Genomic DNA, 25,244 nt, shown 5'->3' with positions numbered 1-25,244 from the left:
CAGCAGTTCTCGGCAAAACCATCTACTACGCCGTAGGTCCCCGCTCCACACCCGCCCCCGCGCCTGGCGCGCGGGGGAGAGGGACGGAGCAGACAGGAAACCGCGGCGAGAGAGGCCGAAGGCCATCACATGACCATGACTGACCCCATCGCAGACATGCTGACGCGTCTGCGTAACGCGAACTCGGCGTACCACGACTCCGTGTCGATGCCGCACAGCAAGATCAAGTCGCACATCGCGGAGATCCTCCAGCAGGAGGGCTACATCACCGGCTGGAAGGTCGAGGACGCCGAGGTCGGCAAGAACCTCGTCCTGGAGCTGAAGTTCGGCCCGAACCGCGAGCGTTCGATCGCCGGCATCAAGCGGATCTCGAAGCCGGGCCTGCGGGTCTACGCCAAGTCCACCAACCTGCCTCGGGTCCTCGGCGGCCTGGGCGTGGCGATCATCTCCACGTCCCACGGTCTCCTGACCGACAAGCAGGCGAACAAGAAGGGCGTGGGTGGGGAAGTCCTCGCCTACGTCTGGTAATCCGGGAACGGAGGAATAGCAACATGTCGCGTATTGGCAAGCTGCCCGTTCAGGTTCCCGCCGGTGTGGACGTCACCATCGATGGCCGTACGGTCGCGGTGAAGGGCCCCAAGGGTTCCCTCTCGCACACCGTCGCGGCGCCCATCGAGGTCGCGAAGGGCGAGGACGGCACCATCGTCGTCTCGCGTCCGAACGACGAGCGCAAGAACAAGGCCCTGCACGGCCTGTCCCGCACGCTGGTGGCCAACATGATCACCGGCGTGACCCAGGGCTACGTCAAGAAGCTCGAGATCAGCGGTGTCGGCTACCGCGTAGTCGCGAAGGGCTCGAACCTCGAGTTCGCGCTCGGCTACAGCCACCCGATCGTCGTCGAGGCCCCCGAGGGCATCTCCTTCAAGGTCGAGAACCCGACGCGCTTCAGCGTCGAGGGCATCGACAAGCAGAAGGTCGGCGAGGTCGCGGCGAACATCCGCAAGCTCCGCAAGCCCGACCCGTACAAGGCCAAGGGCGTCAAGTACGAAGGCGAAGTCATCCGCCGCAAGGTCGGAAAGGCTGGTAAGTAAGCCATGGCATACGGTGTGAAGATCGCCAAGGGTGACGCCTACAAGCGCGTCGCGCGCAAGCGCCGTCACATCCGCGTCCGCAAGGCGGTCTCCGGTACGCCGGAGCGTCCCCGTCTGGTCGTGACGCGCTCGAACCGCCACATGGTGGCGCAGGTCATCGACGACCTGGCGGGCCACACGCTGGCCTCCGCCTCGTCGATGGACGCGTCCATCCGCGGTAACGAGGGTGACAAGTCCGCTGTGGCCCAGAAGGTGGGTGCCCTGGTCGCTGAGCGCGCCAAGGCTGCGGGTGTCGAGGCCGTGGTCTTCGACCGCGGTGGCAACAGGTACGCCGGGCGCATCGCCGCTCTGGCCGACGCCGCCCGCGAGGCCGGGCTCAAGTTCTGAGAGAGGGTAGACCAATGGCTGGACCCCAGCGCCGCGGTGGCGGCGCAGGTGGCGGCGAGCGGCGGGACCGGAAGGGCCGTGACGGTGGCGCTGCCGCCGAGAAGACCGCTTACGTTGAGCGCGTTGTCGCGATCAACCGCGTTGCCAAGGTTGTGAAGGGTGGTCGTCGTTTCAGCTTCACCGCGCTGGTCGTGGTGGGCGATGGCGACGGCACGGTTGGTGTCGGTTATGGCAAGGCCAAGGAAGTTCCGGCCGCCATCGCCAAGGGTGTCGAGGAGGCCAAGAAGAACTTCTTCAAGGTCCCGCGGATCCAGGGCACCATTCCGCACCCGATCCAGGGTGAAGAGGCCGCGGGCGTCGTCCTGCTCAAGCCGGCTTCGCCGGGTACCGGTGTCATCGCCGGTGGTCCCGTGCGCGCCGTGCTCGAGTGCGCCGGCATCCACGACGTGCTGAGCAAGTCGCTCGGTTCCTCGAACCCGATCAACATCGTGCACGCCACGGTGGCCGCTCTGAAGGGCCTGCAGCGCCCCGAGGAGATCGCCGCCCGTCGTGGCCTGCCGCTCGAGGACGTTGCTCCCGCCGCACTGCTGCGGGCGCGGGCCGGGGTGAGTGCGTGATGGCGCAGCTCAAGATCACCCAGACCAAGTCCTACATCGGCAGCAAGCAGAACCACCGCGACACGCTTCGTTCGCTGGGCCTCAAGCGCCTGCACGACAGCGTCGTCAAGGAGGACCGTCCCGAGATCCGCGGCATGGTGCACACCGTCCGCCACCTCGTGACGGTCGAGGAGGTCGACTGACATGGCGGAGAACAAGCCGCTGAAGGTCCACAACCTCCGTCCGGCTCCCGGCGCCAAGACCGCCAAGACCCGTGTGGGTCGTGGTGAGGCGTCGAAGGGTAAGACGGCCGGTCGTGGTACCAAGGGCACCAAGGCCCGTTACCAGGTTCCGGAGCGCTTCGAGGGTGGGCAGATGCCCCTCCACATGCGCCTGCCGAAGCTCAAGGGCTTCAAGAACCCGTTCCGCACCGAGTTCCAGGTCGTGAACCTGGACAAGCTCGCGACCCTCTACCCGGAGGGTGGCGAGGTCACCGTGGCCGACCTGGTCGCCAAGGGTGCCGTGCGTAAGAACAGCCTCGTCAAGGTCCTTGGCCAGGGCGAGATCTCCGTGGCGCTGACCGTGACCGTCGACAAGGTCTCGGGCTCCGCCAAGGAGAAGATCACCGCGGCGGGCGGCTCGGTCACCGAGCTCGTCTGAGTGTGACGAACAACCGGGGTTGTCCGCCAAGGGCAACCCCGGTTGGTCGTTCCGCCCCGGGCATAGTCGCCGGTAAGGTGGCGTGCACTGTCGTGTGTCGTTCGGCCCTTGCGCCTTGCGGCATTTGACTGAATTAATCCGTTGATCTCATTGACCGTCAGTCCTCGTGCAGTGGCATGGGGACCGCAGGAGGCACCGTGCTCACCGCGTTCGCCCGGGCGTTCCAGACTCCCGACCTGCGCAAGAAGCTGCTGTTCGTGCTCGGCATCATCTTGCTCTTCCGGCTTGGTGCGCACATTCCTCTGCCGGGTGTCAGTTACGAAGCCGTCAACACGTGCATGGACGAGATCGAGACCGGTTCCGGACTCTTCGGTCTTGTCAACATGTTCTCCGGCGGTGCGCTGCTGCAGCTGACCATCTTCGCGCTCGGGATCATGCCGTACATCACGGCGAGCATCATCCTGCAGCTGCTGACCGTGGTCATCCCGCGCCTCGAGGCTCTGAAGAAGGAGGGCCAGGCCGGTACCGCGAAGATCACCCAGTACACCCGTTATCTGACGGTGGCGCTGGCGATCCTGCAGGGCACCGGCCTCGTGGCCACCGCCCGCTCCGGCTCGCTGTTCCCGACCTGCTCGGTCAACAGCCAGATCATCCCGGACGACTCGATCTTCCGCGTCGCGACCATGGTCATCACCATGACCGCCGGCACGGCCGTCATCATGTGGCTCGGCGAGCTCATCACCGACCGGGGTATCGGCAACGGTATGTCGATGCTGATGTTCGTCTCCATCGCGGCCGGTTTCCCCGGTTCGCTGTGGGCCATCAAGCAGTCCGGCAAGATCGCCGGCGGCTGGGGCGAGTTCATCGTCGTGATCGCGCTGGGCCTGGCGATGGTCGGCCTCGTGGTCTTCGTCGAGCAGGCGCAGCGCCGTATCCCCGTGCAGTACGCGAAGCGCATGATCGGCCGCCGTTCGTACGGCGGTACCTCGACCTACATCCCGCTGAAGGTCAACCAGGCGGGTGTGATCCCCGTCATCTTCGCCTCGTCGCTCCTCTACATCCCGGCGCTGATCGTCCAGTTCACCAACTCGCAGGCGGGATGGGCCCAGTGGGTCCAGTCCAACCTGGTGAACACGGGCTCCGCCTGGTACGTGACGCTGTACTTCCTCATGATCGTGTTCTTCGCCTTCTTCTATGTGGCGATCACGTTCAACCCCGAGGAAGTCGCCGACAACATGAAGAAGTATGGTGGCTTTATCCCGGGTATCCGGGCGGGCCGACCCACGGCGGAGTACCTGAGCTACGTGCTCAACCGGATCACCTGGCCGGGTGCCATGTACCTGGGCCTCATCGCCCTCGTACCGACGATCGCGCTGGTGCTGTTCAACGCGGACACGAACTTCCCGTTCGGCGGCACGAGCATCCTGATCATCGTGGGCGTCGGCCTTGAGACTGTGAAGCAGATCGAGAGTCAGCTTCAGCAGCGCAATTACGAAGGGTTCCTCCGCTGATGCGAATCGTCCTCGTCGGACCGCCGGGTGCGGGCAAGGGTACGCAGGCCGCGTACCTCGCCAAGAACCTGTCGATCCCGCACATCTCCACGGGCGACCTGTTCCGCGCGAACATCAGCCAGGGCACGGAGCTCGGGCTGCGCGCGAAGTCCTACATGGACGCGGGACAGCTGGTGCCCGACGAGGTCACGATCGGCATGGCCCGCGACCGCATGGCTCAGACCGATGCGGCCGGCGGCTTCCTCCTCGACGGCTTCCCGCGCAACGTCGCGCAGGCGGAGGCGCTCGACGAGATGCTGCGCGGGGCGGACATGAAGATCGACGCGGTGCTCGATCTCGAGGTCCCCGAGGACGAGGTCGTGAAGCGGATCGCCGGCCGGCGGATCTGCCGGCGGGACTCCGCGCACGTTTTCCATGTCACGTACAACCCGCCGAAGGTGGACGGGGTGTGTGACACGTGCGGTGGGGAGCTCTACCAGCGCGACGACGACCGTGAGGACACGGTGCGGCGGCGGCTCGAGGTCTACCACACGCAGACGGAGCCGATCATCGACTACTACAAGGCCCAGGGTCTGGTGACGACGCTCTCCGCGATGGGGAAGGTGTCGGAGGTCACGCAGCGGGCGATGGACGCGCTCAAGCGGTCGTAGGGCGGTTGGGTTTTTCTGGGGCCGGTCTCCGCGGTTGGCGGGGGCCGGTCCCTTTTGCACTGCGCTGCGCCTGCGGCGGGCTTGCCGGGTTCTGCCGTTTCGCCTGCGGCGGGCTGGGCTCGGTGTTGCGCCTGCGGCGGGGCGTGGCTGTGGTTGCGTCTGGTGGTCGGGTGCGGTGCCGCTGCGCCCACCCGTGCCGCCCTGCGGCACGACTGCCCGCAGCGTGCGGTTCGCCTGCGGCGGCTGCCCGCGGCGTGCGGTTCGCCTGCGGCGGCTGGGTGTCTGTGCGGGTGCCGCTGTTTCGCCTGCGGCGGGGTGTGGCTGTGGTTGCGTGCGGGTGGTCGGGTGCGGTGCCGCTGCGCCCACCCGTGCCGCCCTGCGGCACGACTGCCCGCAGCGTGCGGGTCCCGGCGCGTAGTGTCCCTGCCGGGCGGCTGCCCGCGGCCTGCGGGTCGACTGCGGCGGCTGCCCGCAGCGCTTCGGTCTCTGGCGGGCGACTGCTCGCGGCCGCGTATCGTGGTACGTGGATGTGTCGGTCCTGGTTGGAAGAGAGCGGAAGCCGCATGGTGGAGATCAAGACGCCCGAGCAGATCGCCAAGATGCGCGCGGCGGGCCTGGTCGTCGCCGCGATGCACGAGGCGTGCGCGGAGGCCGCGCAGCCGGGTGTGAGCACCAAGGAGCTCGACGAGATCGCCGCGAAGGTGCTCGCCGATCACGGCGCGAAGCCGAACTTCCTGGGGTACGGGGGCTTCCCCGGCAACATCTGCACGTCCGTGAACGACGTCGTGGTGCACGGCATCCCGGACCGGGAGACCGTGCTCCGGAACGGCGACATGATCTCCATCGACGCCGGCGCGATCGTCGACGGCTGGCACGGCGACGCCGCGATCACCGTCTTCGTGGGCAGCGGTCACGCTCCGGAGCTGCTCGAGCTCTCCCGGGTGACCGAGGAGTCGATGTGGGCCGGGATCGCCGCCGTACGCAAGGGCGCCCGGCTGGTCGAGGTGTCGAAGGCCATCGAGGGCTACATCCGCCGCCAGCCCCGCCCGGCGAGCGGCCGCTACGGGATCGTCGAGGACTACGGCGGCCACGGCATCGGCTCCGAGATGCACATGGACCCCCATCTGCTGAACTACGTCGACCCGCGTCGCCGTCTCGGCCGCAACAACCCCAAGCTCGTCCCCGGCTTCTGCATCGCCATCGAGCCGATGGTGAGCCTCGGCACGCCGAAGACCCACGTGCTGGAGGACGAGTGGACGGTCAAGACCGACGACGGTTCGTGGTCCAGTCACTGGGAGCACTCGGTGGCGCTGACCGAGCAGGGCCCCCTGGTGCTGACCGCGCCGGACGGCGGCAAGGCCAAGCTGGCCGAGCTGGGCGTGGAAACGGCCCCGGATCCGCTCGGCTGAGGATTTCCGCTTAAGGATCTCCGCAGACGGGGAGAATCCTCGATTTCGCCTTTTCTGGGCGCGTCGCGTAGACTGACTCGTCGGTCCTTGTACGCCTGCGTGCGCCCAGGGGCCACCCCAGGTAGCCAATCCGGAAGGTGTAGCACTCAGGTATGGCCAAAAAACAAGGGGCCATCGAGATCGAGGGCACCGTCGTCGAGTCTCTGCCGAACGCCATGTTCAGGGTGGAGCTGCAGAACGGGCACCAGGTCCTCGCGCACATCAGCGGCAAGATGCGGATGCACTACATCCGTATTCTTCCCGACGACCGGGTCGTCGTGGAGCTCTCTCCGTACGACCTGACGCGCGGGCGGATCGTCTACCGCTACAAGTAGATCTTGCTCGTGTGCCCCGCTCCCGTGGGGTACAGGGCACTGACCCGGAGGACCTCCGAACCAATGAAGGTCAAGCCGAGCGTCAAGAAGATCTGCGACAAGTGCAAGGTGATCCGCCGTCACGGCCGGGTCATGGTCATCTGCGACAACCTGCGCCACAAGCAGCGCCAGGGCTGACGCACGCCGACCTGCACTTCTCAGCAGTTCTTCGCGCGACGCACAAGCGAATAACAACAGATACGCGGTAGCCCGACCCCCACGGTTTCCTCTGTGTGGGACGACACCCCCGGCTCGGAGGCCGGGGACCCGGCTCGTAAGGCTCGTCAAGATTTTTGCGGGAACGGTACCGCGTCAGACCTCCGAATAGTCATCAGGAGCCAGATACATGGCACGCCTTCAGGGCGTTGACCTGCCGCGCGACAAGCGCGTCGAGGTCGCTCTCACCTACGTCTTCGGTATCGGCCGTACGCTCTCTCAGCGCACGCTCGCCGAGACCGGCGTGAACCCGGACACCCGCGTCCGCGATCTGACCGAGGATGAGCTCGTCAAGATCCGCGACTACGTGGACGAGAACATCGAGACCGAGGGTGACCTCCGTCGCGAGATCCAGGCGAACATCCGCCGCAAGGTCGAGATCGGCTGCTACCAGGGCCTGCGCCACCGTCGTGGCCTGCCCGTCCGCGGTCAGCGCACCTCCACCAACGCCCGCACCCGCAAGGGCCCGCGTCGCGCCATCGCCGGCAAGAAGAAGCCGGGCAAGAAGTAGTCCTCGCAGCGGTCCCACCAGCTGTAGTAGGACCGACCACCTCCACGGGAGAAACTGAATGCCTCCGAAGGGCCGTACGGCCGGCGCCAAGAAGGTGCGCCGCAAGGAGAAGAAGAACGTCGCCCACGGGCACGCTCACATCAAGAGCACGTTCAACAACACGATCATTTCGATCACCGACCCCTCGGGCAACGTGATCAGCTGGGCCTCTGCCGGCCACGTCGGCTTCAAGGGCTCGCGCAAGTCGACGCCGTTCGCCGCTCAGATGGCCGCCGAGTCCGCCGCTCGTCGCGCGCAGGAGCACGGCATGCGCAAGGTCGACGTCTTCGTCAAGGGTCCCGGCTCCGGCCGTGAGACCGCGATCCGCTCCCTCCAGGCCACCGGCCTCGAGGTCGGCTCGATCCAGGACGTCACCCCCACCCCGCACAACGGATGCCGCCCGCCCAAGCGCCGCCGCGTCTGACCATCTGAAGTAGGAGAACAAAGACAATGGCGCGTTACACCGGGGCCGACTGCAAGCGTTGCCGTCGGGAGAAGCAGAAGCTCTTCCTCAAGGGAGCTAAGTGCGAGAGCGCGAAGTGCCCGATCGAGATCCGTCCTTACCCCCCGGGTGAGCACGGTCGCGGGCGCACCAAGGACTCCGAGTACCTGCTGCAGAAGCGCGAGAAGCAGAAGTGCGCTCGCATCTACGGCGTCCTTGAGAAGCAGTTCCGTGGCTACTACGAGGAGGCGAACAGGAAGTCCGGCAAGACCGGCGAGAACCTGCTCCGCATCCTCGAGACCCGCCTCGACAACGTGGTTTACCGGGCCGGCTTCGCCAAGTCCCGCGACCACGCCCGTCAGCTGGTCCGCCACGGCCACATCGAGGTCAACGGCCGCAAGACCGACATCCCGTCGGCCCGTGTGTCGCCGAACGACATCATCCAGGTCCGTGAGTCCTCCCGTAACCTGACCCCCTTCCAGGTGGCGGTCGCGGAGGCCGGCGACAAGACGGTTCCGGCGTGGCTGGAGGCCATCCCGTCGAAGCTGCGGATCCTGGTCCACTCCCTGCCCGAGCGTGCGGTCATCGACACGCAGGTGCAGGAGCAGCTCATCGTTGAGCTTTACTCCAAGTAAGGCTCAGCCTTCCGGCTGTGGGCGTCTCGTGCGGTTCGTCGCACGGGGCGCCCGTGGTCGTTGGGTGCGGTTCCGTCGGCGCCTTCGGCGCGCTTCGGCTTCGCCGAAGTCCTCGCTGTGTCCGATAGCGGGCTCCGCCCGCGGGCCGGACGGGCTGTGAGGTTGCCGTACCCTGAATGTGTGCCGTCGTCAAATGGTGGGCGTCGGTTCATCCGCCTCGGTGTCAAATAGCGGACGCCGAAGACTGGAGGCAACAAACTCATGCTGATCGCTCAGCGTCCTTCCCTGACCGAAGAGGTCGTGGAGGAGTACCGGTCCCGGTTCGTCATCGAGCCGCTGGAGCCGGGCTTCGGCTACACCCTCGGCAACTCCCTCCGTCGTACGCTCCTCTCCTCGATCCCGGGCGCCGCCGTGACGTCCATCCGGATCGACGGTGTCCTGCACGAGTTCACCACCGTGCCGGGCGTCAAGGAGGACGTCACCGACCTCATCCTGAACATCAAGCAGCTGGTCGTCTCCTCGGAGCACGACGAGCCCGTCGTGATGTACCTGCGCAAGCAGGGCCCGGGTGTCGTCACCGCCGCCGACATCGCCCCGCCGGCCGGCGTCGAGGTCCACAACCCGGACCTGGTCCTGGCCACGCTCAACGGCAAGGGCAAGCTGGAGATGGAGCTGACCGTCGAGCGCGGTCGCGGCTACGTCTCCGCCGTGCAGAACAAGCAGGTGGGCCAGGAGATCGGCCGGATCCCGGTCGACTCCATCTACTCGCCGGTGCTCAAGGTCACGTACAAGGTCGAGGCCACCCGTGTCGAGCAGCGCACCGACTTCGACAAGCTGATCGTCGACGTCGAGACCAAGGAGGCCATGCGTCCCCGTGACGCGATGGCGTCCGCCGGTAAGACGCTGGTCGAGCTGTTCGGTCTCGCCCGCGAGCTGAACATCGACGCTGAGGGCATCGACATGGGTCCGTCCCCGACGGACGCCGCCCTGGCCGCCGACCTGGCGCTGCCGATCGAGGAGCTCGAGCTCACCGTTCGGTCGTACAACTGCCTCAAGCGTGAGGGCATCCACTCCGTGGGTGAGCTCGTGGCGCGTTCCGAGGCCGACCTGCTCGACATCCGCAACTTCGGTGCGAAGTCGATCGACGAGGTCAAGGCGAAGCTGGCCGGTATGGGCCTGGCCCTCAAGGACAGCCCGCCCGGATTCGACCCCACCGCTGCGGCTGACGCGTTCGGCGCGGATGACGACGCGGACGCGGGTTTCGTCGAGACCGAGCAGTACTGATCGGTTCCGTCGGCGGGCCGTGTCCTTCGGGTGCGGTTCCGCCGGCGCCTCCGGCGCGCTTCGGGCTTCGCCCGAAGTCCTCAAACGCCGGACGGGCTGGTATGCCGCCGGCGCCGGTACGGGCTGGGGTCGGGTCTTTGTGCCCGTGCCTTCGGTCCGTATGAGCCCGATAATCGAACTTCGGGGTGTGTCCGCACACCCCGGACGCCCTCTGGTCTCGGCCGGGGGGTTCCCCAGGGAGCGGCCGCTCCCAGGGGTCCGCGACGGGGATCACAGGGATTCCCGCAGGACCCGTACCGGTACCTGATACGGCCGGTGCGGAGGATTGAGGAACACCATGCCGAAGCCCACCAAGGGTGCTCGTCTGGGCGGCAGCCCGGCGCACGAGCGGCTGATGCTGCGTAACCTGGCCACCTCGCTCTTCGAGCACGGCCGTATCCGGACCACGGAGGCCAAGGCCCGCCGTCTGCGTCCGTACGCGGAGAAGCTCGTCACCAAGGCGAAGAAGGGCGACCTGCACAGCCGTCGCCTGGTCATGCAGGAGATCACGGACAAGAGCATCGTGCACACGCTGTTCACCGAGATCGGCCCGCGTTACGAGAACCGCCCGGGCGGCTACACCCGGATCACCAAGGTCGGTAACCGCCGTGGCGACAACGCGCCCATGGCCGTCATCGAGCTGGTCGAGGCCCTGACCGTGCAGCAGCAGGCTGTCGGTGAGGCCGAGGCGGCCACCAAGCGCACCGCCAAGGATGCCGCTGGTGACGCTGCCGTCGCCGACCTCAAGAAGGACGAGGTCGTCGAGGACGCCGTCGTCGAGGCCGCCGAGGCCCCGGCCGAGGAGTCCAAGGACGCCTGACGCTTCAGCGCGTACGAAGCGGGCCCGCTCCCCTCACCGGGGGCGGGCCCGCTTCGGCTTTTCCTGGTCGGGGGCGGCGGCGGACGTCTGAGAGGATCGCAGGGTGAGCGATGAGGTGGAGCCCGGGTTCGTACGGGTGCGGCTGGATCTGTCGTACGACGGGGCGGATTTCTCCGGGTGGGCGAAGCAGAGCCGGGGGCAGCGGACCGTCCAGGAGGAGATCGAGTCCGCGCTGCGGGTGGTGACGCGGCAGGAGCAGACGTACGAGCTGACCGTCGCCGGCCGCACCGACGCCGGGGTGCACGCCCGCGGCCAGGTGGCGCACGTCGACCTGCCGGCGGAGCTGTGGGCCGAGCACGGCCCGCAGCTGATGCGGCGGCTGGCGGGGCGGCTGCCGATGGACGTGCGGATCTGGCGGATCAGCGAGGCGCCCGCGCACTTCAACGCGCGCTTCTCGGCGATCTGGCGGCGGTACGCGTACCGGGTCAGCGACCATCCGGGCGGGGTGGACCCGCTGCTGCGGGGCCATGTGCTGTGGCACAACTGGCCGCTGGACCTCGACGCCATGAACGAGGCCGCGGCGCTGCTGCTCGGCGAGCACGACTTCGCGGCGTTCTGCAAGCGCCGCGAGGGCGCGACGACGATCCGCACCCTGCAGGAGCTGCGCTGGGAGCGCCGCCCGGACGGCATCCTCGAGGCCACGGTGAAGGCGGACGCCTTCTGCCACAACATGGTCCGCTCCCTGGTCGGCGCGATGCTCTTCGTCGGCGACGGCCACCGCCCGCCGCAGTGGACGGGCAAGGTGCTGCACGCGGCGGTCCGCGACTCGGCGGTCCAGGTCGTACGCCCGCACGGGCTGACGCTGGAGGAGGTCGGTTATCCGGCGGACGGGCTGCTGGCGGCGCGGAACAGGGAGGCGCGGAACCTGCGGACGCTGCTGAAGCCCTGATCATTCTTCGGCGGTGACTCCTTCGCGTGCCGGGGCGTTGCCGGTTCGTGACCTCCGGGTGGGCAACTCGGGGTGCCTCGCGATGGTCGAAAAGGTGTCCGGCGTCACAGCGGACCCACAGGTTTCATCCGTCGACAGAGGTTGACCTCATGACTCAGAGATCCCTGCGCACCGTGCTGAGCCGGGCCGCATGCGGCCTGGGAGCCGCGGGCCTGGTGGTCGTCGGTCTCGCCGCGCCGGTCCACGCCGCGGAGCCGGTGTTCACGATCGGTGGCCCTTCCGAAGTGGCCCTGTACCCCTACCCGGCGAGCGGTGCGCCGGAGACCTCGGAGTTCGAGGTCTGGGTCGACAACCCCGGGGAGGAGTTCCACCCCGCCGGCGAGGCCACGTACACCATCGACTTCAGCGGTGTGGCGGGAGTCGCCGACTGGAAGTTCGGCGAGGACGGCTCGCCCGACTGCGAGCGTGCGGGCGCCGTCGTCACCTGCACCGATCCGTGGAGCATCGGCAACGGCCGGAATTCGCTGGCCGACTTCGAACTGGCCGCGGCCGAGGGCAGCTCGGACGGCGACACCGGCACGGTCGAGGTGACCGGCACCGTGGCGGGCGCGACCTTCACCGCGTACACCGCGAAGGTGGGCATCGGCGGACCCGACCTCGTCGTCAAGCCGCTGCCCGCGCCCGGCACGCTCAAGCCGGGGTCGACGTACAACGCGCCGCTCGTCTTCGCCAACGCCGGCACCCAGGCGGCCGACGGCGTGCTGCTGACGATGCGGGGCACCCACGGCGTGGAGTTCCCCGACCGCTACGAGAACTGCGAGTACAGCGAGACCGCGCACGACATCGTCGGCCCCGGCACGCAGGTGATCTGCCGGTTCGACGAGGCGGTCGCGCCGGGCGAGGTCTGGGAGACGCAGCCCGAGCGGCTGCGGATGGCCGACCACGCCCTGTACGACGAGTTCCTCTTCCGCGTGACCCCGGCCACCGAGAACGCGCTGGCGAAGCTGCGCGGAGGGCTGAAGTTCACCAAGGGGACCGGGCCGAAGCTCACCCTGAGGAAGCACGCGTCGACCCTCAGCGCCGACCTCGACCCGTGGAACAACCAGGCGGAGATCCCGTTCCAGGTGAAGAGCAGCGCCGACTTCGCGGCGAAGGGCGTGACCGCCCAGGGCGCGGCCGGGGCCACGGTGAAGGTCGACCTGGGCTGGCAGAACAAGGGTCCGGCGTGGGTCGGCTACATCCGGTCGGGCGAGAGCGTCGCCCAGTTCGAGTTCCGGGTTCCGAAGGGCGCCAAGGTGACCCGGAAGCCGGACGACTGCCGCGGTACGAAGTCCGACGGCGGCTATCTGGAGGACGACGAGCAGCTCGGCGCCCCGCGGTACGTCTGCAACACGGGTTCCGTGGTGCTGGAGGGCAAGAAGTACTCGTATCCCTTCGAGCTGAAGATCGTGGAGGTGCTCCCCGACGCGGCGGGCACGCTCACCGTCGGTTCGTGGAGTCCGAAGTCCCCGAAGCCGCACCCCTTCGACAGGAAGCCCGGCAACAACACCGCGCGCCTCGTCCTCAACGGCACCGGCGCGTCCTCCGGCGGCGGCTCCGGCGGCGGCTCCGGCGGCGGTTCCGGTGACGGCGGTTCGACCGGGGGCGACGGCCCGCAGTCCGCGGGCGGTACCGGCTCCTCCGGCTCCGGTGGTGCCGGCGGCGGGCTCGCCGGCACCGGCGCCGACGGGATGCTGGTCATCGGCGCCGCGTCCGCCACGGCGATCGTGCTCGGCGCCGGGCTCTACGTCGTCGCGCGGCGGCGGAGGAACGCCGCAGTCTGATCCGTACGACCGCACCGGCCTGCCTCCGATCGGGGGCAGGCCGGTGCGTTGTGTCCCGGGGAGTGGTGGGCGTGGTGGTCGAATGGGGCGGGTGATCACCAGCGGGATGGTTCGGGTGCGACGGGGTGCTGGGCGGGCGCGGCTGCTGGCCGGTGTGGTGGCGATGGCGCTCGCCGGGTGTGCCGTGCCGCCGGCCGTGACCGACTCGGGGCGGGCGGCCGCCGCCGAGGCGCCCTGCGGCGGTGTCGAGGAGTGTCTGCGGGCGATGACCCCGGCCGAGAAGGCCGGGCAGATGACGCAGGTGCAGAACGTCCACGTCAAGGATCCGGCGGATCTCGCCCGGTACGGGATCGGGTCCGTGCTCAGCGCCGGCGACGACGGCGGGCCCGGCGGGACGTCCGGGGGTACGGCGGCCGAGTGGGCCGCGATGACCGCGGCGTACCAGCGCGCCGCGATGCGCAGCCGGCTGGGGATCCCGCTGCTGTACGGCGTCGACGCCGTGCACGGGCTGGGGAACGTGCACGGCGCCGTGGTCTTCCCGCACCGGATCGGGATGGGCGCCACGCGTGACGCGGACCTCGTGGAGCGGGCCGACCGGGTGACCCGGGACGAGGTGCTCGGGGCCGGCATGCGGTGGGCGTTCAGCCCCTGCGTGTGCGTGCCCCGCGACGACCGCTGGGGGCGGACGTACGAGGGGTACGGCGAGACGCCGGACATCGTCGGGCCGCTGGGGGCCGCCTCCGTACGGGGGTTCCAGGGGGAGCGGCTGGGGGCCGGGTCCGTGCTGGCGACCGCCAAGCACTTCATCGGGGACGGGGCGGCGGCCGTCGGCACCGGCAATCCCGCCAAGGGGTATCTGCTGGACCAGGGCGACGCCCGGACAGCCGACGCCGAGCTGCGCGCCGTGCACCTGCCCCCGTACCGCGACGCCGTGGCGGCGGGGGTGGGGTCGGTGATGGCGACGTACAGCAGCGTGCGGGGCGTGAAGACGCACGGTGACCGGCGGCTGCTGACCGGGTGGCTGAAGGAGGAGCTGGGCTTCGACGGGTTCCTGGTCAGCGACTACGCCGCCGTCCAGCAGCTGCCGGGCGGGAGCTTCCCCGCGCAGGTGGAGCGGGCCGTGAACGCCGGCATCGACATGATCATGGTGCCGGACGACTACCGGGGCACCATCGCCGCGATCACCGACGGCGTCGAGGCCGGGCGCATCCCGTCCGCCCGGGTCGACGACGCGGTACGCCGGATCCTCGGCGTGAAGTTCCGCATGGGGCTCTTCGACCACCCGTACGGCGATCCCTCCCTCACCTCCTCCGTCGGCTCCGCCGGGCACCGCGCCGTGGCGCGGGAGGCGGTGCGCGAGTCCCAGGTGCTGCTGGAGAACGACGGCGTGCTGCCGCTGGCCCGCGCCGGCTCGTACCGCATCGTCGTCGGCGGCAACGGCGCCGACGATCTGGGCCGCCAGCTGGGCGGCTGGTCCCACCGCTGGCAGGGGCTGCTCGGCCGGCACACCGAGGGCACGACGTTCTGGCAGGCCCTGCGCCAGGCGGTGCGGGGCACGGACGTCGCGGTGGCCCGCGAGGGCCGGGGGGACGTGGCGGTCTGGGTCGGGGGAGAGGACCCGTACGCCGAGGGCGAGGGTGACTCCCGCGAGCTGGCGCTGGGCGAGGAGAACACGCGGTCGCTGCGCGAGACGTGCGCCCGGGCCGCGAAGTGCGTGGCGATCCTGTACTCCGGGCGGCCGCTGATCGTGGGCGACGCCCTGAAGGAGACGGACGCCTTCGTCGCCGCCTGGCTGCCGGGCTCCGAGGGCCGCGGGCTGACGGACACCCTCTTCGGCGCCGGGTACCACGGGAAGCTGCCGGTGTCGTGGCCCGTGCGGGCGGAGGACGAGCCGGTCAACGCCGGTGACGGGAAGAAGCCGCTGTTCCCGCTGGGGTTCGGGCGGTCGCCGTACTGATCCGGGGCGGCGCGTACGCTCGGTTCATGAGCAGCGTTACGGATGAGGCGGCCCGGTGATCATCGGCGTCGGGATCGACGTGGCCGAGATCGAGCGGTTCGGCGAGGCGCTCGCGCGTACGCCGTCGCTCGCCGAGCGGCTGTTCCTGCCCGCCGAGCGCACCCTCCCGGACGGCGAGCCCCGCGGCATCGCGTCGCTGGCCGTGCGCTTCGCCGCCAAGGAGGCCCTCGCCAAGGCCCTGGGCGCGCCCGCCGGGCTGCACTGGCACGACGCCGAGGTCTGTACGGACGGCGGCGGGCGCCCGTATCTGCGGGTACGCGGCACCGTGGCCGGGCGCGCGGCGGAGCTGGGCGTGCGGCACTGGCATGTGAGCCTCAGCCACGACGCGGGCGTCGCCTCGGCCGTGGTGATCGCCGAGGGGTGAACCCCGGTGGAACCGGATGCGTCCCCGCCCCGTCACAGCGGCATGGTGGCTAGATGGATGACCGCGCTGGTCGCGGCAGTCGTGATGGGTGGCGCGCTCGGCGCCTGCGCCGGTGAGACGGACGGCGGTCTGCTCGTCGACGAGCGGGGCGGCGCCAAGGACGCGGGTAAGTCCGTGCTGCCGCTGGACGGCACACCGTGGCTGGTGCAGGAGGTGACCGCCAAGGGGAAGACGTACAAGCCCCCGACGGACATGATCGCGACCTTCGAGATCAAGGACGGCCAGGCAGGGGCCCGCGCCTGCAACCGCATGGGCAGTCCCGTCACGGTGACGGACGACACGGTCGAGTTCGGCGTGTGGGAGTCCACCGCCATGGCCTGCGAGAACGGCATGGACTTCGAGACCGCCCTGGCCGCGGCGCTGAAGGGCGAGGTCGCCAGCGCCCTCGACCCCGCGGACCCGAACCGCCGCATCCTGACAGCGCCCGACGGCTCCGTCGTCACTCTCGGCTACGACAACGGGTCGGCGCTGCTCCGCACGAAGTGGCACGCGGTCGAGCAGCCGCCGATGGGCGGCATGTGGGTGCGCTTCACCGCGGACGGCGCTGTGGAGGGGAACACCGGCTGCAACACCCTGCGCGGCACGGCGAAGGTCCACGACACCGGCACCATCGACGTCGGTCCGCTGGCGGTGACGCTGAGCGCCTGCCTGGGCGGGGGCGGGGACTACGAGCGCAAGCTCACGAAGCTGCTCACGGGGACGGTGACGGTCGTGGAGAACCGGGCCGGGAAGCTGACGCTCAAGGGCGGCGGCGGGACGGTGATGGAGTTCACGGCCAGGCCGTGACAGGCAGGTGGGCCCGCGCCCCTCAGCGGGCGCGGGTCACCCGCTTCTCGTCCCAGACCGCCTCCGGCGTCTCCCGCACCCGGCCGTCGGCGCCGAAGACCAGGAACCGGTCGAAGGTCTTCGCGAACCACCGGTCGTGGGTGACGGCCAGCACCGTCCCCTCGTACGCCTCCAGACCCTCCTGCAGCGCCTCCGCGGACTCCAGGTCGAGGTTGTCCGTCGGCTCGTCCAGCAGCAGCGCCGTCGTGCCCTGCAGCTCCAGCAGCAGGATCTGGAACCGGGCCTGCTGGCCGCCCGACAGCCGGTCGAAGGGCTGCTCGGCCTGCTTGGTCAGCTCGTAGCGCCGCAGCGCCGACATCGCCGCGCCGCGGTCCTTGGCGTGCTCCTTCCACAGGATGTCCAGCAGCGTGCGGCCCTGCAGCTCCGGATGCGCGTGCGTCTGCGCGAAGTGCCCGGGGACGACCCGCGCGCCCAGCTTCCACGCGCCGGTGTGGGCCACCGTGTCGCCGGCCAGCAGACGCAGGAAGTGCGACTTGCCCGAGCCGTTCGAGCCGAGGACCGCGACCCGCTCGCCGTAGAAGACCTCCAGGCCGAAGGGCTGCATCAGCCCGGTCAGCTCCAGGCCCTCGCAGGTGATCGCGCGGATGCCGGTGCGCCCGCCGCGCAGCCGCATCTTGATGTCCTGCTCGCGCGGCGGCGCCTGCGGCGGACCGGCCTCCTCGAACTTCCGCAGCCGGGTACGGGCGGCCTGCAGCCGCGAGGCCATGTCGGAGTTGAAGGCGGCCTTCTGCTTGTACATGTTGACCAGGCGCTTGAGCTTCGCGTGCTCCTCGTCCCAGCGGCGGCGCAGCTCCTCGAAGCGCTCGAAGCGCTCCTTGCGGGCCTCGTGGTACGTCGAGAAGCCCCCGCCGTGCAGCCAGACGTCCGAGCCCGCGGGGCTCGGCTCGACGCTGACGATCTTCTCGGCGGAGCGGGCCAGCAGCTCGCGGTCGTGGCTGACGAACAGCACCGTCTTGGGGGTGGTCAGCAGCTGCTCCTCCAGCCAGCGCTTGCCGGGGACGTCCAGGTAGTTGTCCGGCTCGTCGAGCAGCAGCACCTCGTCCGTGCCGCGCAGCAGGGCCTCCAGGACCAGGCGCTTCTGCTCGCCGCCGGAGAGCGTGCGCACCTCGCGGAACTGGGCCCGCTCGTACGGGACGCCCAGGGCCGCCATCGTGCACTTGTCCCAGAGCGTCTCGGCCTCGTAGCCCTGCACCTCGGCCCAGTCGCTGAGGGCCTGGGCGTACGCCAGCTGGGCCTTCTCGTCGTCGACCGTCATGATCGCGTGCTCGGCCTTGTCGACGGCCGCGGCGGCCTTGCGGATCTTCGGCTGGGACACGGAGACCAGCAGGTCGCGGACCGTGCGCTCGTCCCGTACGGAGCCCACGAACTGCGGCATCACGCCGAGCCCGCCGCTGACGGTGACGGTGCCGCCGTGCGGCTGCAGCTCGCCGGAGAGCAGCCGCAGCAGGGTCGTCTTGCCCGCGCCGTTCGCGCCGACCAGGGCGTACGCCGCGCCCTCGCCGACGCGGAAGGAGACGTCGCCGAGGAGGATCCGCCCGTCGGGGAGGTAGTACTCGAGGTGTGCGGCTTCCAGATGACCCATAGGGGCGATTCTGACCTGCGGGGGCGGGGAGGGCCACGTCTTTTCGCGGCCGGCGGAGAGCGCCGCGGGGCGGCGTCCCCTTTCGGGTGGCGCCGCCGCGCGGGCCCGTGCGGGCGGGGCGGGCTTCCTACGATGCCGCGCATGACGTACGCCCCCGCACCCCCGCCACCCACCCCCGACTGGGCCGCTCTCGCGGAGTCCGCCGAGCGGCAGCGCGTACGGCGCAGACGGCTGGCGTACGGCGTGGGCGGGCTGCTGGCGGCGGGACTGGCCGCGGGGGTCGCGGCGACGGCGCTCGGCGGGGCGCCGGAGGCGGGGGACGGGGGGCGGGCACCGGTCACGCGCGCCCACGCAGTCGAGACGGCCGGTCCCGGTCGCGGTCCTGCGGGAACAGCGGATCCCGTCGCCGCCCTCTCCACCGCCGCCCTGGACACGGCCCCCACCACCGTCGGCACCTTCTTCTCCGGCCCGGACCTGACGGTCGCCGGCCGGACGTACACCCGCGAGGCCGTCTCCGCCACCCGCGACTGCGCCGCCGCCCACACCGCGGGCCCGGAGCTGGTCCGCGCGGGCTGCGAGGCCCTGTACCGCGCCACGTACCGTCGCGGCGGGATCGCCGTGACGGTGGGCGTCGCGGTCTTCGGCGACGCGGACGGGGCGCTGCGCGCCAAGGACCGCGTCCCGGGGCACCTGCGCCCCCTGGGCGGCTTCTGCGCCGGCGTCCGCTGCCGCCTGACCGCCACGGCCTTCGGCCGCTACACCTACGTCACCGTCACGGGCCGCGCCGACGGCCGCCCCGTCGCAGCGGCGGACCAGGCGGCGCTCACCGCGGACCGGGACGTCCGCCGCCATGTCTTCGGCCGCCTCGTGGACCGGGGGAGACGGGCGTCCGGGTGATGTTCCGGCGAACCGCTCAGTGCCTGCCGCCTTCTCGCCGATGTCACATTCGGCCGCTCGGCATCCGTCATCCGGGTAGCCGATACGGCAGAGAGCGGGAAAACCGACGCAGGAAAGGCCGCGGACCATGAAGATTCTCGTCACCGGGGCGACCGGCGCCCTCGGCAGCCGGCTCGTACCCATGCTCGTAGCGGCCGGCCACACCGTGGTCGGCACCACGACCACCGAGGCCAAGACCGCGCGGCTGCGCGAGGCCGGAGCCGAGCCGCTGGTGCTCGACGTACTGGACGCGGCCGCCGTGCGCGAGGCCGTGGAGCGGACGCTGCCGGAGGTGATCGTCCACCAGGCGACCGCCCTGTCCGGGAAGATCGACATGCGCAAGGTCGACAAGTCCTTCGCGCTCACCAACCGGCTGCGCACCGAGGGCACCGACAACCTGCTGGCGGCGGCCCGTACGACGGGTGTGCGCCGCTTCATCGCGCAGAGCTTCGCGGGCTGGCCCTCCGCCCGTACCGGCGGGCCGGTGAAGACCGAGGAGGACCCGCTCGACCCGACGCCCGTGAAGGGCGGCGAGCAGACCCACGGCGCCATCCGGCACCTGGAGGACGCGGTGACGCGGGCCCCCGGGCTGGAGGGCGTCGTCCTGCGCTACGGCGGCTTCTACGGACAGGGCACCGGCATGGCGCCCGGCGGCGACCAGCTGGAGATGGTGCGCAAGCGGCAGTTCCCGGTGGTCGGGAGCGGGGCCGGGGTCTGGTCGCTGATCCACATCGACGACGCGGCCCGCGCCACGGCCGCCGCCGTGGAGCACGGGGCGCCCGGGATCTACAACATCGTCGACGACGAGCCCGCCCCCGTCGCCCAGTGGCTCCCCGTACTGGCGCAGGCGGCGGGCGCGAAGCCGCCGCGGCACGTCCCGGCGTGGCTGGGCCGGCTGCTGGCGGGGCCGTTCGCGGTGGCGATGATGACCGAGAGCCGGGGCGCGTCGAACGCGAAGGCCAAGCGGGAGCTGGGCTGGAAGCCGGAGTACGGGTCGTGGCGGGAGGGGTTCGCGGTGGTCCTGAAGGGCTGACGCGGCGTTCCGAGGGATGACGCGGCGGTCCCGGGAGCCGGTGCCGTACCGGAGTGACGAAGGACATCCGGTGCGAAACGGTCGCGTCCCTTACCCTGGACGTGGCAGGCCGAGGTGCGGGGGTGCGCGTTTTGACCCCCGCCGGACCCAACCGGTATCCTGCCAGTTCGTTGTGTGTATTGGCTTGCTCATTCTCACGTGAGGGGCCCTTACACCGGACACCAGCGCTGAGCCGCACGGCCGCGGGCAACGGGTTGCGTCACCCGCCCGCCACCGACGAGGCCCTCGCAGGTGGCCTTGTCAGGACCCACTCATTGAAGAAGTGAAGGCTACGACCGTGCGTACGTACAGCCCCAAGCCCGGCGACGTCCAGCGCCAGTGGCACGTCATCGACGCCGAGGACGTCGTTCTCGGCCGCCTGGCCTCCCAGGCCGCCACGCTTCTGCGGGGTAAGCACAAGCCGGTGTACGCGCCTCACATTGACGCTGGTGACTTCGTCATCATCATCAATGCCGAGAAGGTGCACCTCTCCGGCAACAAGCGGACCCAGAAGCTCGCCTACCGCCACTCCGGCTACCCGGGTGGTCTGCGCAGCGTCCGCTACGAGGACCTCCTCACGGACAACCCCGAGAAGGCCATCGAGAAGGCCGTCAAGGGCATGCTCCCGAAGAACACCCTGGGCCGTCAGATGCTCTCGAAGCTGAAGGTCTACCGCGGTGCCGAGCACCCGCACGCTGCGCAGCAGCCGGTTCCGTTCGAGATCACCCAGGTCGCGCAGTAAGTCCGGCCACCCCCCTAGACGAAAAGAATCTGAGGAGAATCGTGGCTGAGACCACCGCCGAGGAGATCATCGAGGTCGAGGAGTACACGACCGAGACTCCGGCCGAGACCCAGGAGTACACCAGCGAGTCGCTGGCGTCCCGCTTCGGTGAGGCCCTGCCGGGTGCCGGCACCGGCCGCCGTAAGAACGCCATCGCCCGCGTCCGGATCGTCCCGGGCTCCGGCAAGTGGAAGATCAACGGTCGCACCCTGGAGACCTACTTCCCGAACAAGGTGCACCAGCAGGAAGTCAACGAGCCCTTCAAGGTGCTCGAGCTGGACAACCGTTACGACGTCATCGCCCGCATCAACGGCGGCGGCATCTCCGGCCAGGCCGGTGCGCTGCGCCTGGGCGTCGCCCGCGCCCTGAACGAGGCCGACGTCGACAACAACCGCGGCCCGCTCAAGAAGGCCGGCTTCCTGACCCGTGACGACCGCGCGGTCGAGCGGAAGAAGGCCGGTCTGAAGAAGGCCCGTAAGGGTACGCAGTACAGCAAGCGCTGATCGCTGCACCAACACGCAACGCCCCGGCGGCACACCGTGCCGCCGGGGCGTTCGCGTATCGTCAGTAGGTATTCACATTCACGGCGGGCATCGGTTCACGTTCCGTCAACGGCCGATCATCGGAGGAACTCAACGTGGCACGACTCTTCGGAACGGACGGCGTGCGCGGTGTCGCCAACGCGGACCTGACCGCCGAGCTCGCGCTCGGGCTCTCGGTCGCCGCGGCCCACGTCCTGGCCAAGGCGGGTGCGAGGGAGGACCACCGGCCCAAGGCGGTGGTCGGGCGCGACCCCCGGGCGTCCGGAGAGTTCCTGGAGTCGGCGGTCGTCGCGGGCCTGGCCAGCGCGGGCGTGGACGTGCTGCGGGTCGGCGTGCTGCCGACGCCGGCCGTGGCGTATCTGACCGGCGCGCTGGGCGCCGACCTCGGCGTGATGCTGTCCGCCAGCCACAACCCGATGCCCGACAATGGCATCAAGTTCATCGCCCGCGGCGGCCACAAGCTCTCCGACGAGCTGGAGGACGCCATCGAGGCGACGTACCACCAGCACGAGCACGGCGAGCCCTGGGAGCGTCCGACCGGCGCCGGGGTCGGCCGCGTCATCGACTACGACGAGGGCTTCGACAAGTACGTCGCGCACCTCCTCGGCGTACTGCCGAACCGCCTCGACGGGCTGAAGATCGTCATCGACGGGGCGCACGGCGCCGCCGCGCGGGTCTCCCCGGAGGCGTTCGCCGTGGCGGGCGCGGAGATCGTCACCATCGGCGACGACCCGACCGGCCTCAACATCAACGACGGTTACGGCTCCACCCACATGGAGCGCCTGAAGGCCGCCGTCCTCGAGCACGGCGCGGACCTGGGCGTCGCCCACGACGGCGACGCGGACCGCTGCCTCGCGGTCGACGCCGCCGGCGACGAGGTGGACGGCGACCAGATCCTCGCCGTCCTCGCGCTCGGCATGCGCGAGGCCGGCAAGCTGCGCCGGAACACGGTCGTCGGAACCGTGATGTCGAACCTCGGCTTCAAGCTGGCGCTGGAGCGCGAGGGCGTCGAGCTCATCCAGACGGCGGTCGGCGACCGTTACGTCCTGGAGGAGATGAAGCGCGGCGGCTTCGCCCTGGGCGGCGAGCAGTCCGGCCACGTCATCGTGCTCGACCACGCGACCACCGGCGACGGCACGCTCACCGGCCTGCTGCTGGCGGCCCGCGTCGCCGAGACCGGCAAGCCGCTGGCCGAGCTGGCCGCGGTGATGCAGCGGCTGCCGCAGGTGCTCGTGAACGTCCCCGACGTCGACAAGTCCCGGGTGGCCACCTCCGCCGAGGTCGCCGCCGCCGTCACCGACGCGGAGGCGGAGCTGGGCTCCACCGGCCGCGTACTGCTGCGCCCGTCGGGTACGGAGCCACTGGTCCGGGTGATGGTCGAGGCCGCCGACATCGACCACGCGCGGTCGGTGGCGGGACGGCTGGCGGACATCGTGAAGTCGGCGCTGGGCTGACGCCTTCCGATTCCGTGAGAGGGCCGGTGCGGGTGCACCGGCCCTCTCACGTGTCAGCGTGCCTCTGCCGCGCTCGTCAGCGGGCCCGTACCGCGTCCAACTCCGCGACGGAGGCGAAGGTGTTGGACGCCCCGTGCTCACTCAGCGCGCGCAGGGCGATGTAGCGCGCGCCCGTCGCCTCGAACGGCACGACGAACTCCGTACGGTCCGCGGGGAACGCCCCGCTCGCGACCGTCCGCCACTGCGCGCCGTCGGTGGAGACGAGCACCTCGTACGCCTTCACCATCCCGTTGACGCCGCCGTCCTGCCGCGGCATGTAGCGCACGCCCGCGATCCGTTGGACGGCGCCCATGTCGACGGTCAGCTGCTGCGGGAGGGTGGCGGTGTAGTCGCTGTGCCAGTGGGTGTACGGATCGTTGTCCACCGCGCGGGCCGCCCGCCCGTTCGAGTGCACCGTCTCCTCGGTGGTGGCGGCCGCCGTCCAGCCCTGCTGCGTGGTCAGGCCCGGGTTGGCGCCGATCTGCGAGGCGAGGTCCGCGGGGTCGGCGGCCGGCACGGGACCGGCGTCGCCCACCTGGTCGTACCGGTCGAGGAAGGGCCGTACGTCCGAACCGGCGGGCGTCGCCCAGGTCCGGTCCGCGACCACCGCCACCGGACGCCGCGCGAAGTAGTCCACCCAGCCGACGGCGAACGTCTGCGTCCGGTCCGACCAGCGCGCGACGCGGTAGCCGAGGATGCCGGGCTTCGCCGCGAAGGGGTAGTCGCGGTAGGTCGTACGGACGTCGAAGAAGCCGTACTTGCCGGGCGCGGCCCCGAAGCCCGGACTCACGTACAGCGGTCCGTCCTGGACGCCGACGGTCGGATAGCCCTCGGCGGCGCGGGCCTCGGGCGGGGCCAGCCACTCGTTGACGACGATCCGCTTGTCCGGGTCGATGCTGGTGGTCTGCCGGAAGTCCCACCACTGCCAGATCTGCGTCGTCTTGCCCTTGGCGCGGATCGCGGCGTCCATCTCGTCGATGAACTCCACGAGTACGTCGCCGACATACGGATAGCCCCTGGCCTGCTGGTACGCCACCAGCTCCGGGCACGCCAGCTGCGCCGGGGTGAGCGGGACCTCGTCCGTGCCGATGTGCAGGTACGGGCTGTCGAAGATGTCGGCCACCTCGCCGGCGAGGTTCTTCGCGAACTCCCGCATCGCGGGCTTGGTGTAGTCGAGCGTCCAGTGGCCGCGGTCCGAGCCCTCCCAGTTGTTGTTGGGCCGGGAGAGGGACTCGCAGGCGAAGGCGAGGTCCGGGCGGGCGTCGCCGATCGCGGCGGCATGTCCGGGCAGGTCGATCTCGGGGACGATCGTGATGCCGTAGCGGGCGGCGTAGTCCTCCAGGTCGCGCAGCTCGGCCTTGGTGTAGTGGTCCGGCGAGACGATCTCCGGATAGAGGTCGCTCTCGATGCGGTAGCCGTTCCAGTCCGACAGGTGCAGATGGAAGGTGTTGAGCTTGTACCAGGCCGTCTGGCGGATCTGCTGCTTCAGATAGTCGACGGGGAAGTACTTGCGGCCCACGTCGAGCATCTGCCCGCGCTGGGGCTGGGACGGCCAGTCGAGGACGGTGCCGCGGGCGATCGCGCCGGGGTGCCCGCTGGTGCGCAGGGCCTGCAGCAGGGTGCGGGTGCCGTACAGGACGCCGCGGCGGTCGGCGGCGGAGATCCGGGCGGCGTCGGCGAGGGAGAGTTCGTAGCCCTCGGGGCTGTTGCCGGGGGCGGTGGTGGTGAGGTCGAGCTGGATGTCGTGGGTACGGGGCGCGGTCCCGGTGACGACGCGGGGGCGTACGCCCTCCTGGCCCGCGAGTTCGTCGGCCAGCAGCGCGGCGACGTCCGCGAGGGCGGGGTCGCCCAGCACGATCCGGGTGCCGGAGCCCAGCTCCCAGGTGCCGGGAGCGCCGTCCCAGGAGCGGACGGCGGGGACGGTGACGGGGGCGGGCGGGTCGGGCGGGGCGGCCGCCTGGCTCGGCGGGCCGGTGAAGAGGCCGGCCAGTAAGGCGCCGGCGGCGAGGGCGAACCAGGATCTACGGACCACGGGCATGGCGACTCCCTATGTCGTGGACACGGCAGTTGCCAGGC

General features: G+C 70.2%; 28 protein-coding genes. 26 read left to right on the top strand and 2 right to left on the bottom strand.

Features of this window, described 5'->3' with window-relative positions; translation table 11 throughout:
- Positions 1–129 precede the first annotated feature (129 nt).
- The 21 genes from rpsH to AB0M28_RS16285 all read left to right on the top strand — a co-directional run bounded on the left by rpsH (position 130) and on the right by AB0M28_RS16285 (position 16,702).
- On the top strand, positions 130–528 hold the full coding sequence (gene rpsH / locus AB0M28_RS16385; protein WP_365404285.1) for a 30S ribosomal protein S8: 399 nt from the start codon (positions 130–132) through the stop codon (positions 526–528).
- 23 nt (positions 529–551) lie between these two features.
- Positions 552–1,091: a 50S ribosomal protein L6 gene (gene rplF, locus AB0M28_RS16380; RefSeq protein WP_365404282.1), complete on the top strand. Its 540-nt coding sequence runs from the start codon at positions 552–554 to the stop codon at positions 1,089–1,091.
- A gap of 3 nt (positions 1,092–1,094) precedes the next feature.
- Positions 1,095–1,478 carry a 50S ribosomal protein L18 gene (rplR, locus tag AB0M28_RS16375; protein WP_365404279.1) on the top strand — a complete coding sequence of 128 codons (384 nt, stop codon included), beginning with the start codon at positions 1,095–1,097 and terminating at the stop codon, positions 1,476–1,478.
- 14 nt (positions 1,479–1,492) lie between these two features.
- Positions 1,493–2,095, top strand: a complete 603-nt coding sequence (rpsE, locus tag AB0M28_RS16370; RefSeq protein ID WP_153452953.1) for a 30S ribosomal protein S5 — start codon at positions 1,493–1,495, stop codon at positions 2,093–2,095.
- Positions 2,095–2,277, top strand: coding sequence for a 50S ribosomal protein L30 (gene rpmD / locus AB0M28_RS16365; protein WP_153452951.1), 183 nt, complete (start codon positions 2,095–2,097; stop codon positions 2,275–2,277). Before rpsE ends, rpmD begins: the two co-directional genes overlap by 1 nt.
- A 1-nt stretch (position 2,278) precedes the next feature.
- Positions 2,279–2,734: a 50S ribosomal protein L15 gene (gene rplO / locus AB0M28_RS16360; protein WP_365404274.1), complete on the top strand. Its 456-nt coding sequence runs from the start codon at positions 2,279–2,281 to the stop codon at positions 2,732–2,734.
- 197 nt (positions 2,735–2,931) lie between these two features.
- A complete protein-coding gene (gene secY / locus AB0M28_RS16355; RefSeq protein WP_365404271.1) occupies positions 2,932–4,245 on the top strand; it encodes a preprotein translocase subunit SecY in 1,314 nt (437 codons plus the stop codon).
- Positions 4,245–4,895, top strand: a complete 651-nt coding sequence (locus AB0M28_RS16350) for an adenylate kinase (RefSeq protein WP_365404268.1) — start codon at positions 4,245–4,247, stop codon at positions 4,893–4,895. The genes secY and AB0M28_RS16350 overlap by 1 nt, the downstream gene beginning before the upstream one ends.
- A gap of 563 nt (positions 4,896–5,458) precedes the next feature.
- Entirely contained in the window at positions 5,459–6,304 is an 846-nt protein-coding gene (gene map, locus AB0M28_RS16345; protein WP_365404265.1) for a type I methionyl aminopeptidase, read from the top strand.
- Positions 6,305–6,456: 152 nt separating this feature from the next.
- Entirely contained in the window at positions 6,457–6,678 is a 222-nt protein-coding gene (gene infA / locus AB0M28_RS16340) for a translation initiation factor IF-1 (RefSeq protein ID WP_004927214.1), read from the top strand.
- A 63-nt stretch (positions 6,679–6,741) separates the two neighbouring features.
- On the top strand, positions 6,742–6,855 hold the full coding sequence (gene rpmJ / locus AB0M28_RS16335) for a 50S ribosomal protein L36 (protein ID WP_003956441.1): 114 nt from the start codon (positions 6,742–6,744) through the stop codon (positions 6,853–6,855).
- Between the two features lie 208 nt (positions 6,856–7,063).
- Positions 7,064–7,444 carry a 30S ribosomal protein S13 gene (rpsM, locus tag AB0M28_RS16330; protein WP_365404261.1) on the top strand — a complete coding sequence of 127 codons (381 nt, stop codon included), beginning with the start codon at positions 7,064–7,066 and terminating at the stop codon, positions 7,442–7,444.
- Positions 7,445–7,502: 58 nt separating this feature from the next.
- The gene (gene rpsK, locus AB0M28_RS16325; RefSeq protein ID WP_365404258.1) at positions 7,503–7,907 is read left to right on the top strand and encodes a 30S ribosomal protein S11; all 405 of its coding nucleotides are present in this window, start codon (positions 7,503–7,505) and stop codon (positions 7,905–7,907) included.
- A gap of 26 nt (positions 7,908–7,933) precedes the next feature.
- Positions 7,934–8,560 (top strand): 30S ribosomal protein S4, encoded by a 627-nt coding sequence (rpsD, locus tag AB0M28_RS16320; protein WP_365404255.1) that lies wholly within the window; start codon positions 7,934–7,936, stop codon positions 8,558–8,560.
- Between the two features lie 261 nt (positions 8,561–8,821).
- Positions 8,822–9,844: a DNA-directed RNA polymerase subunit alpha gene (locus AB0M28_RS16315; protein WP_165233872.1), complete on the top strand. Its 1,023-nt coding sequence runs from the start codon at positions 8,822–8,824 to the stop codon at positions 9,842–9,844.
- 337 nt (positions 9,845–10,181) lie between these two features.
- A complete protein-coding gene (gene rplQ, locus AB0M28_RS16310; protein ID WP_365404252.1) occupies positions 10,182–10,703 on the top strand; it encodes a 50S ribosomal protein L17 in 522 nt (173 codons plus the stop codon).
- 103 nt (positions 10,704–10,806) lie between these two features.
- Positions 10,807–11,652: a tRNA pseudouridine(38-40) synthase TruA gene (gene truA, locus AB0M28_RS16305; protein WP_365404249.1), complete on the top strand. Its 846-nt coding sequence runs from the start codon at positions 10,807–10,809 to the stop codon at positions 11,650–11,652.
- Positions 11,653–11,801: 149 nt separating this feature from the next.
- Positions 11,802–13,475 (top strand): peptidase, encoded by a 1,674-nt coding sequence (locus AB0M28_RS16300; protein WP_365404246.1) that lies wholly within the window; start codon positions 11,802–11,804, stop codon positions 13,473–13,475.
- A gap of 115 nt (positions 13,476–13,590) precedes the next feature.
- Positions 13,591–15,432, top strand: a complete 1,842-nt coding sequence (locus AB0M28_RS16295; RefSeq protein ID WP_365404243.1) for a glycoside hydrolase family 3 protein — start codon at positions 13,591–13,593, stop codon at positions 15,430–15,432.
- A gap of 55 nt (positions 15,433–15,487) precedes the next feature.
- Positions 15,488–15,856, top strand: a complete 369-nt coding sequence (locus AB0M28_RS16290; protein ID WP_365404240.1) for a holo-ACP synthase — start codon at positions 15,488–15,490, stop codon at positions 15,854–15,856.
- 57 nt (positions 15,857–15,913) lie between these two features.
- A complete protein-coding gene (locus AB0M28_RS16285) occupies positions 15,914–16,702 on the top strand; it encodes an META domain-containing protein (protein ID WP_365404238.1) in 789 nt (262 codons plus the stop codon).
- 22 nt (positions 16,703–16,724) lie between these two features.
- Here the strand turns inward: AB0M28_RS16285 and AB0M28_RS16280 are convergent, their stop codons facing one another.
- Positions 16,725–18,344 (bottom strand): ATP-binding cassette domain-containing protein, encoded by a 1,620-nt coding sequence (locus AB0M28_RS16280; RefSeq protein ID WP_365404235.1) that lies wholly within the window; start codon positions 18,342–18,344, stop codon positions 16,725–16,727.
- 141 nt (positions 18,345–18,485) lie between these two features.
- Here AB0M28_RS16280 and AB0M28_RS16275 point away from each other — a divergent pair, with 141 nt between their 5' ends.
- From AB0M28_RS16275 to glmM, 5 genes are all read left to right on the top strand, one after another.
- The gene (locus AB0M28_RS16275; protein WP_365404233.1) at positions 18,486–19,241 is read left to right on the top strand and encodes a hypothetical protein; all 756 of its coding nucleotides are present in this window, start codon (positions 18,486–18,488) and stop codon (positions 19,239–19,241) included.
- Between the two features lie 127 nt (positions 19,242–19,368).
- Positions 19,369–20,313 carry an NAD(P)-dependent oxidoreductase gene (locus tag AB0M28_RS16270; protein WP_365404230.1) on the top strand — a complete coding sequence of 315 codons (945 nt, stop codon included), beginning with the start codon at positions 19,369–19,371 and terminating at the stop codon, positions 20,311–20,313.
- 337 nt (positions 20,314–20,650) lie between these two features.
- Positions 20,651–21,094: a 50S ribosomal protein L13 gene (rplM, locus tag AB0M28_RS16265; protein WP_365404227.1), complete on the top strand. Its 444-nt coding sequence runs from the start codon at positions 20,651–20,653 to the stop codon at positions 21,092–21,094.
- A 41-nt stretch (positions 21,095–21,135) separates the two neighbouring features.
- Complete coding sequence (gene rpsI, locus AB0M28_RS16260) at positions 21,136–21,636, top strand: 30S ribosomal protein S9 (RefSeq protein WP_365404224.1); 501 nt, start codon at positions 21,136–21,138, stop codon at positions 21,634–21,636.
- Between the two features lie 134 nt (positions 21,637–21,770).
- A complete protein-coding gene (gene glmM, locus AB0M28_RS16255; protein WP_365404222.1) occupies positions 21,771–23,129 on the top strand; it encodes a phosphoglucosamine mutase in 1,359 nt (452 codons plus the stop codon).
- A 76-nt stretch (positions 23,130–23,205) separates the two neighbouring features.
- Here the strand turns inward: glmM and AB0M28_RS16250 are convergent, their stop codons facing one another.
- Positions 23,206–25,200, bottom strand: a complete 1,995-nt coding sequence (locus tag AB0M28_RS16250) for a family 20 glycosylhydrolase (protein WP_365404219.1) — start codon at positions 25,198–25,200, stop codon at positions 23,206–23,208.
- Positions 25,201–25,244 lie beyond the last annotated feature (44 nt).

Origin of the sequence: Streptomyces sp. NPDC051940 (assembly GCF_040680895.1) — a bacterium.
Lineage (GTDB): Bacteria > Actinomycetota > Actinomycetes > Streptomycetales > Streptomycetaceae > Streptomyces.
Note: the sequence above shows the minus strand (reverse complement) of the source record. Positions and strands in the feature narration are given on the sequence as shown.

What these genes read in the sequence shown, in the direction of transcription:
- rplO (WP_365404274.1), top strand. Translation starts at nt 2,279, where the DNA reads ATGGCGGAGAACAAGCCGCTGAAGGTCCACAACCTCCGTCCGGCTCCC.
- AB0M28_RS16280 (WP_365404235.1), bottom strand. Translation starts at nt 18,344, where the DNA reads ATGGGTCATCTGGAAGCCGCACACCTCGAGTACTACCTCCCCGACGGG.
- rplR (WP_365404279.1), top strand. Translation starts at nt 1,095, where the DNA reads ATGGCATACGGTGTGAAGATCGCCAAGGGTGACGCCTACAAGCGCGTC.
- rplF (WP_365404282.1), top strand. Translation starts at nt 552, where the DNA reads ATGTCGCGTATTGGCAAGCTGCCCGTTCAGGTTCCCGCCGGTGTGGAC.
- AB0M28_RS16285 (WP_365404238.1), top strand. Translation starts at nt 15,914, where the DNA reads ATGACCGCGCTGGTCGCGGCAGTCGTGATGGGTGGCGCGCTCGGCGCC.
- rpsD (WP_365404255.1), top strand. Translation starts at nt 7,934, where the DNA reads ATGGCGCGTTACACCGGGGCCGACTGCAAGCGTTGCCGTCGGGAGAAG.
- rpmJ (WP_003956441.1), top strand. Translation starts at nt 6,742, where the DNA reads ATGAAGGTCAAGCCGAGCGTCAAGAAGATCTGCGACAAGTGCAAGGTG.
- AB0M28_RS16270 (WP_365404230.1), top strand. Translation starts at nt 19,369, where the DNA reads ATGAAGATTCTCGTCACCGGGGCGACCGGCGCCCTCGGCAGCCGGCTC.
- map (WP_365404265.1), top strand. Translation starts at nt 5,459, where the DNA reads ATGGTGGAGATCAAGACGCCCGAGCAGATCGCCAAGATGCGCGCGGCG.
- AB0M28_RS16350 (WP_365404268.1), top strand. Translation starts at nt 4,245, where the DNA reads ATGCGAATCGTCCTCGTCGGACCGCCGGGTGCGGGCAAGGGTACGCAG.
- AB0M28_RS16275 (WP_365404233.1), top strand. Translation starts at nt 18,486, where the DNA reads ATGACGTACGCCCCCGCACCCCCGCCACCCACCCCCGACTGGGCCGCT.
- rpsK (WP_365404258.1), top strand. Translation starts at nt 7,503, where the DNA reads ATGCCTCCGAAGGGCCGTACGGCCGGCGCCAAGAAGGTGCGCCGCAAG.
- rpsE (WP_153452953.1), top strand. Translation starts at nt 1,493, where the DNA reads ATGGCTGGACCCCAGCGCCGCGGTGGCGGCGCAGGTGGCGGCGAGCGG.
- rpmD (WP_153452951.1), top strand. Translation starts at nt 2,095, where the DNA reads ATGGCGCAGCTCAAGATCACCCAGACCAAGTCCTACATCGGCAGCAAG.
- infA (WP_004927214.1), top strand. Translation starts at nt 6,457, where the DNA reads ATGGCCAAAAAACAAGGGGCCATCGAGATCGAGGGCACCGTCGTCGAG.
- AB0M28_RS16300 (WP_365404246.1), top strand. Translation starts at nt 11,802, where the DNA reads ATGACTCAGAGATCCCTGCGCACCGTGCTGAGCCGGGCCGCATGCGGC.
- AB0M28_RS16315 (WP_165233872.1), top strand. Translation starts at nt 8,822, where the DNA reads ATGCTGATCGCTCAGCGTCCTTCCCTGACCGAAGAGGTCGTGGAGGAG.
- rpsM (WP_365404261.1), top strand. Translation starts at nt 7,064, where the DNA reads ATGGCACGCCTTCAGGGCGTTGACCTGCCGCGCGACAAGCGCGTCGAG.
- rpsH (WP_365404285.1), top strand. Translation starts at nt 130, where the DNA reads ATGACCATGACTGACCCCATCGCAGACATGCTGACGCGTCTGCGTAAC.
- rplQ (WP_365404252.1), top strand. Translation starts at nt 10,182, where the DNA reads ATGCCGAAGCCCACCAAGGGTGCTCGTCTGGGCGGCAGCCCGGCGCAC.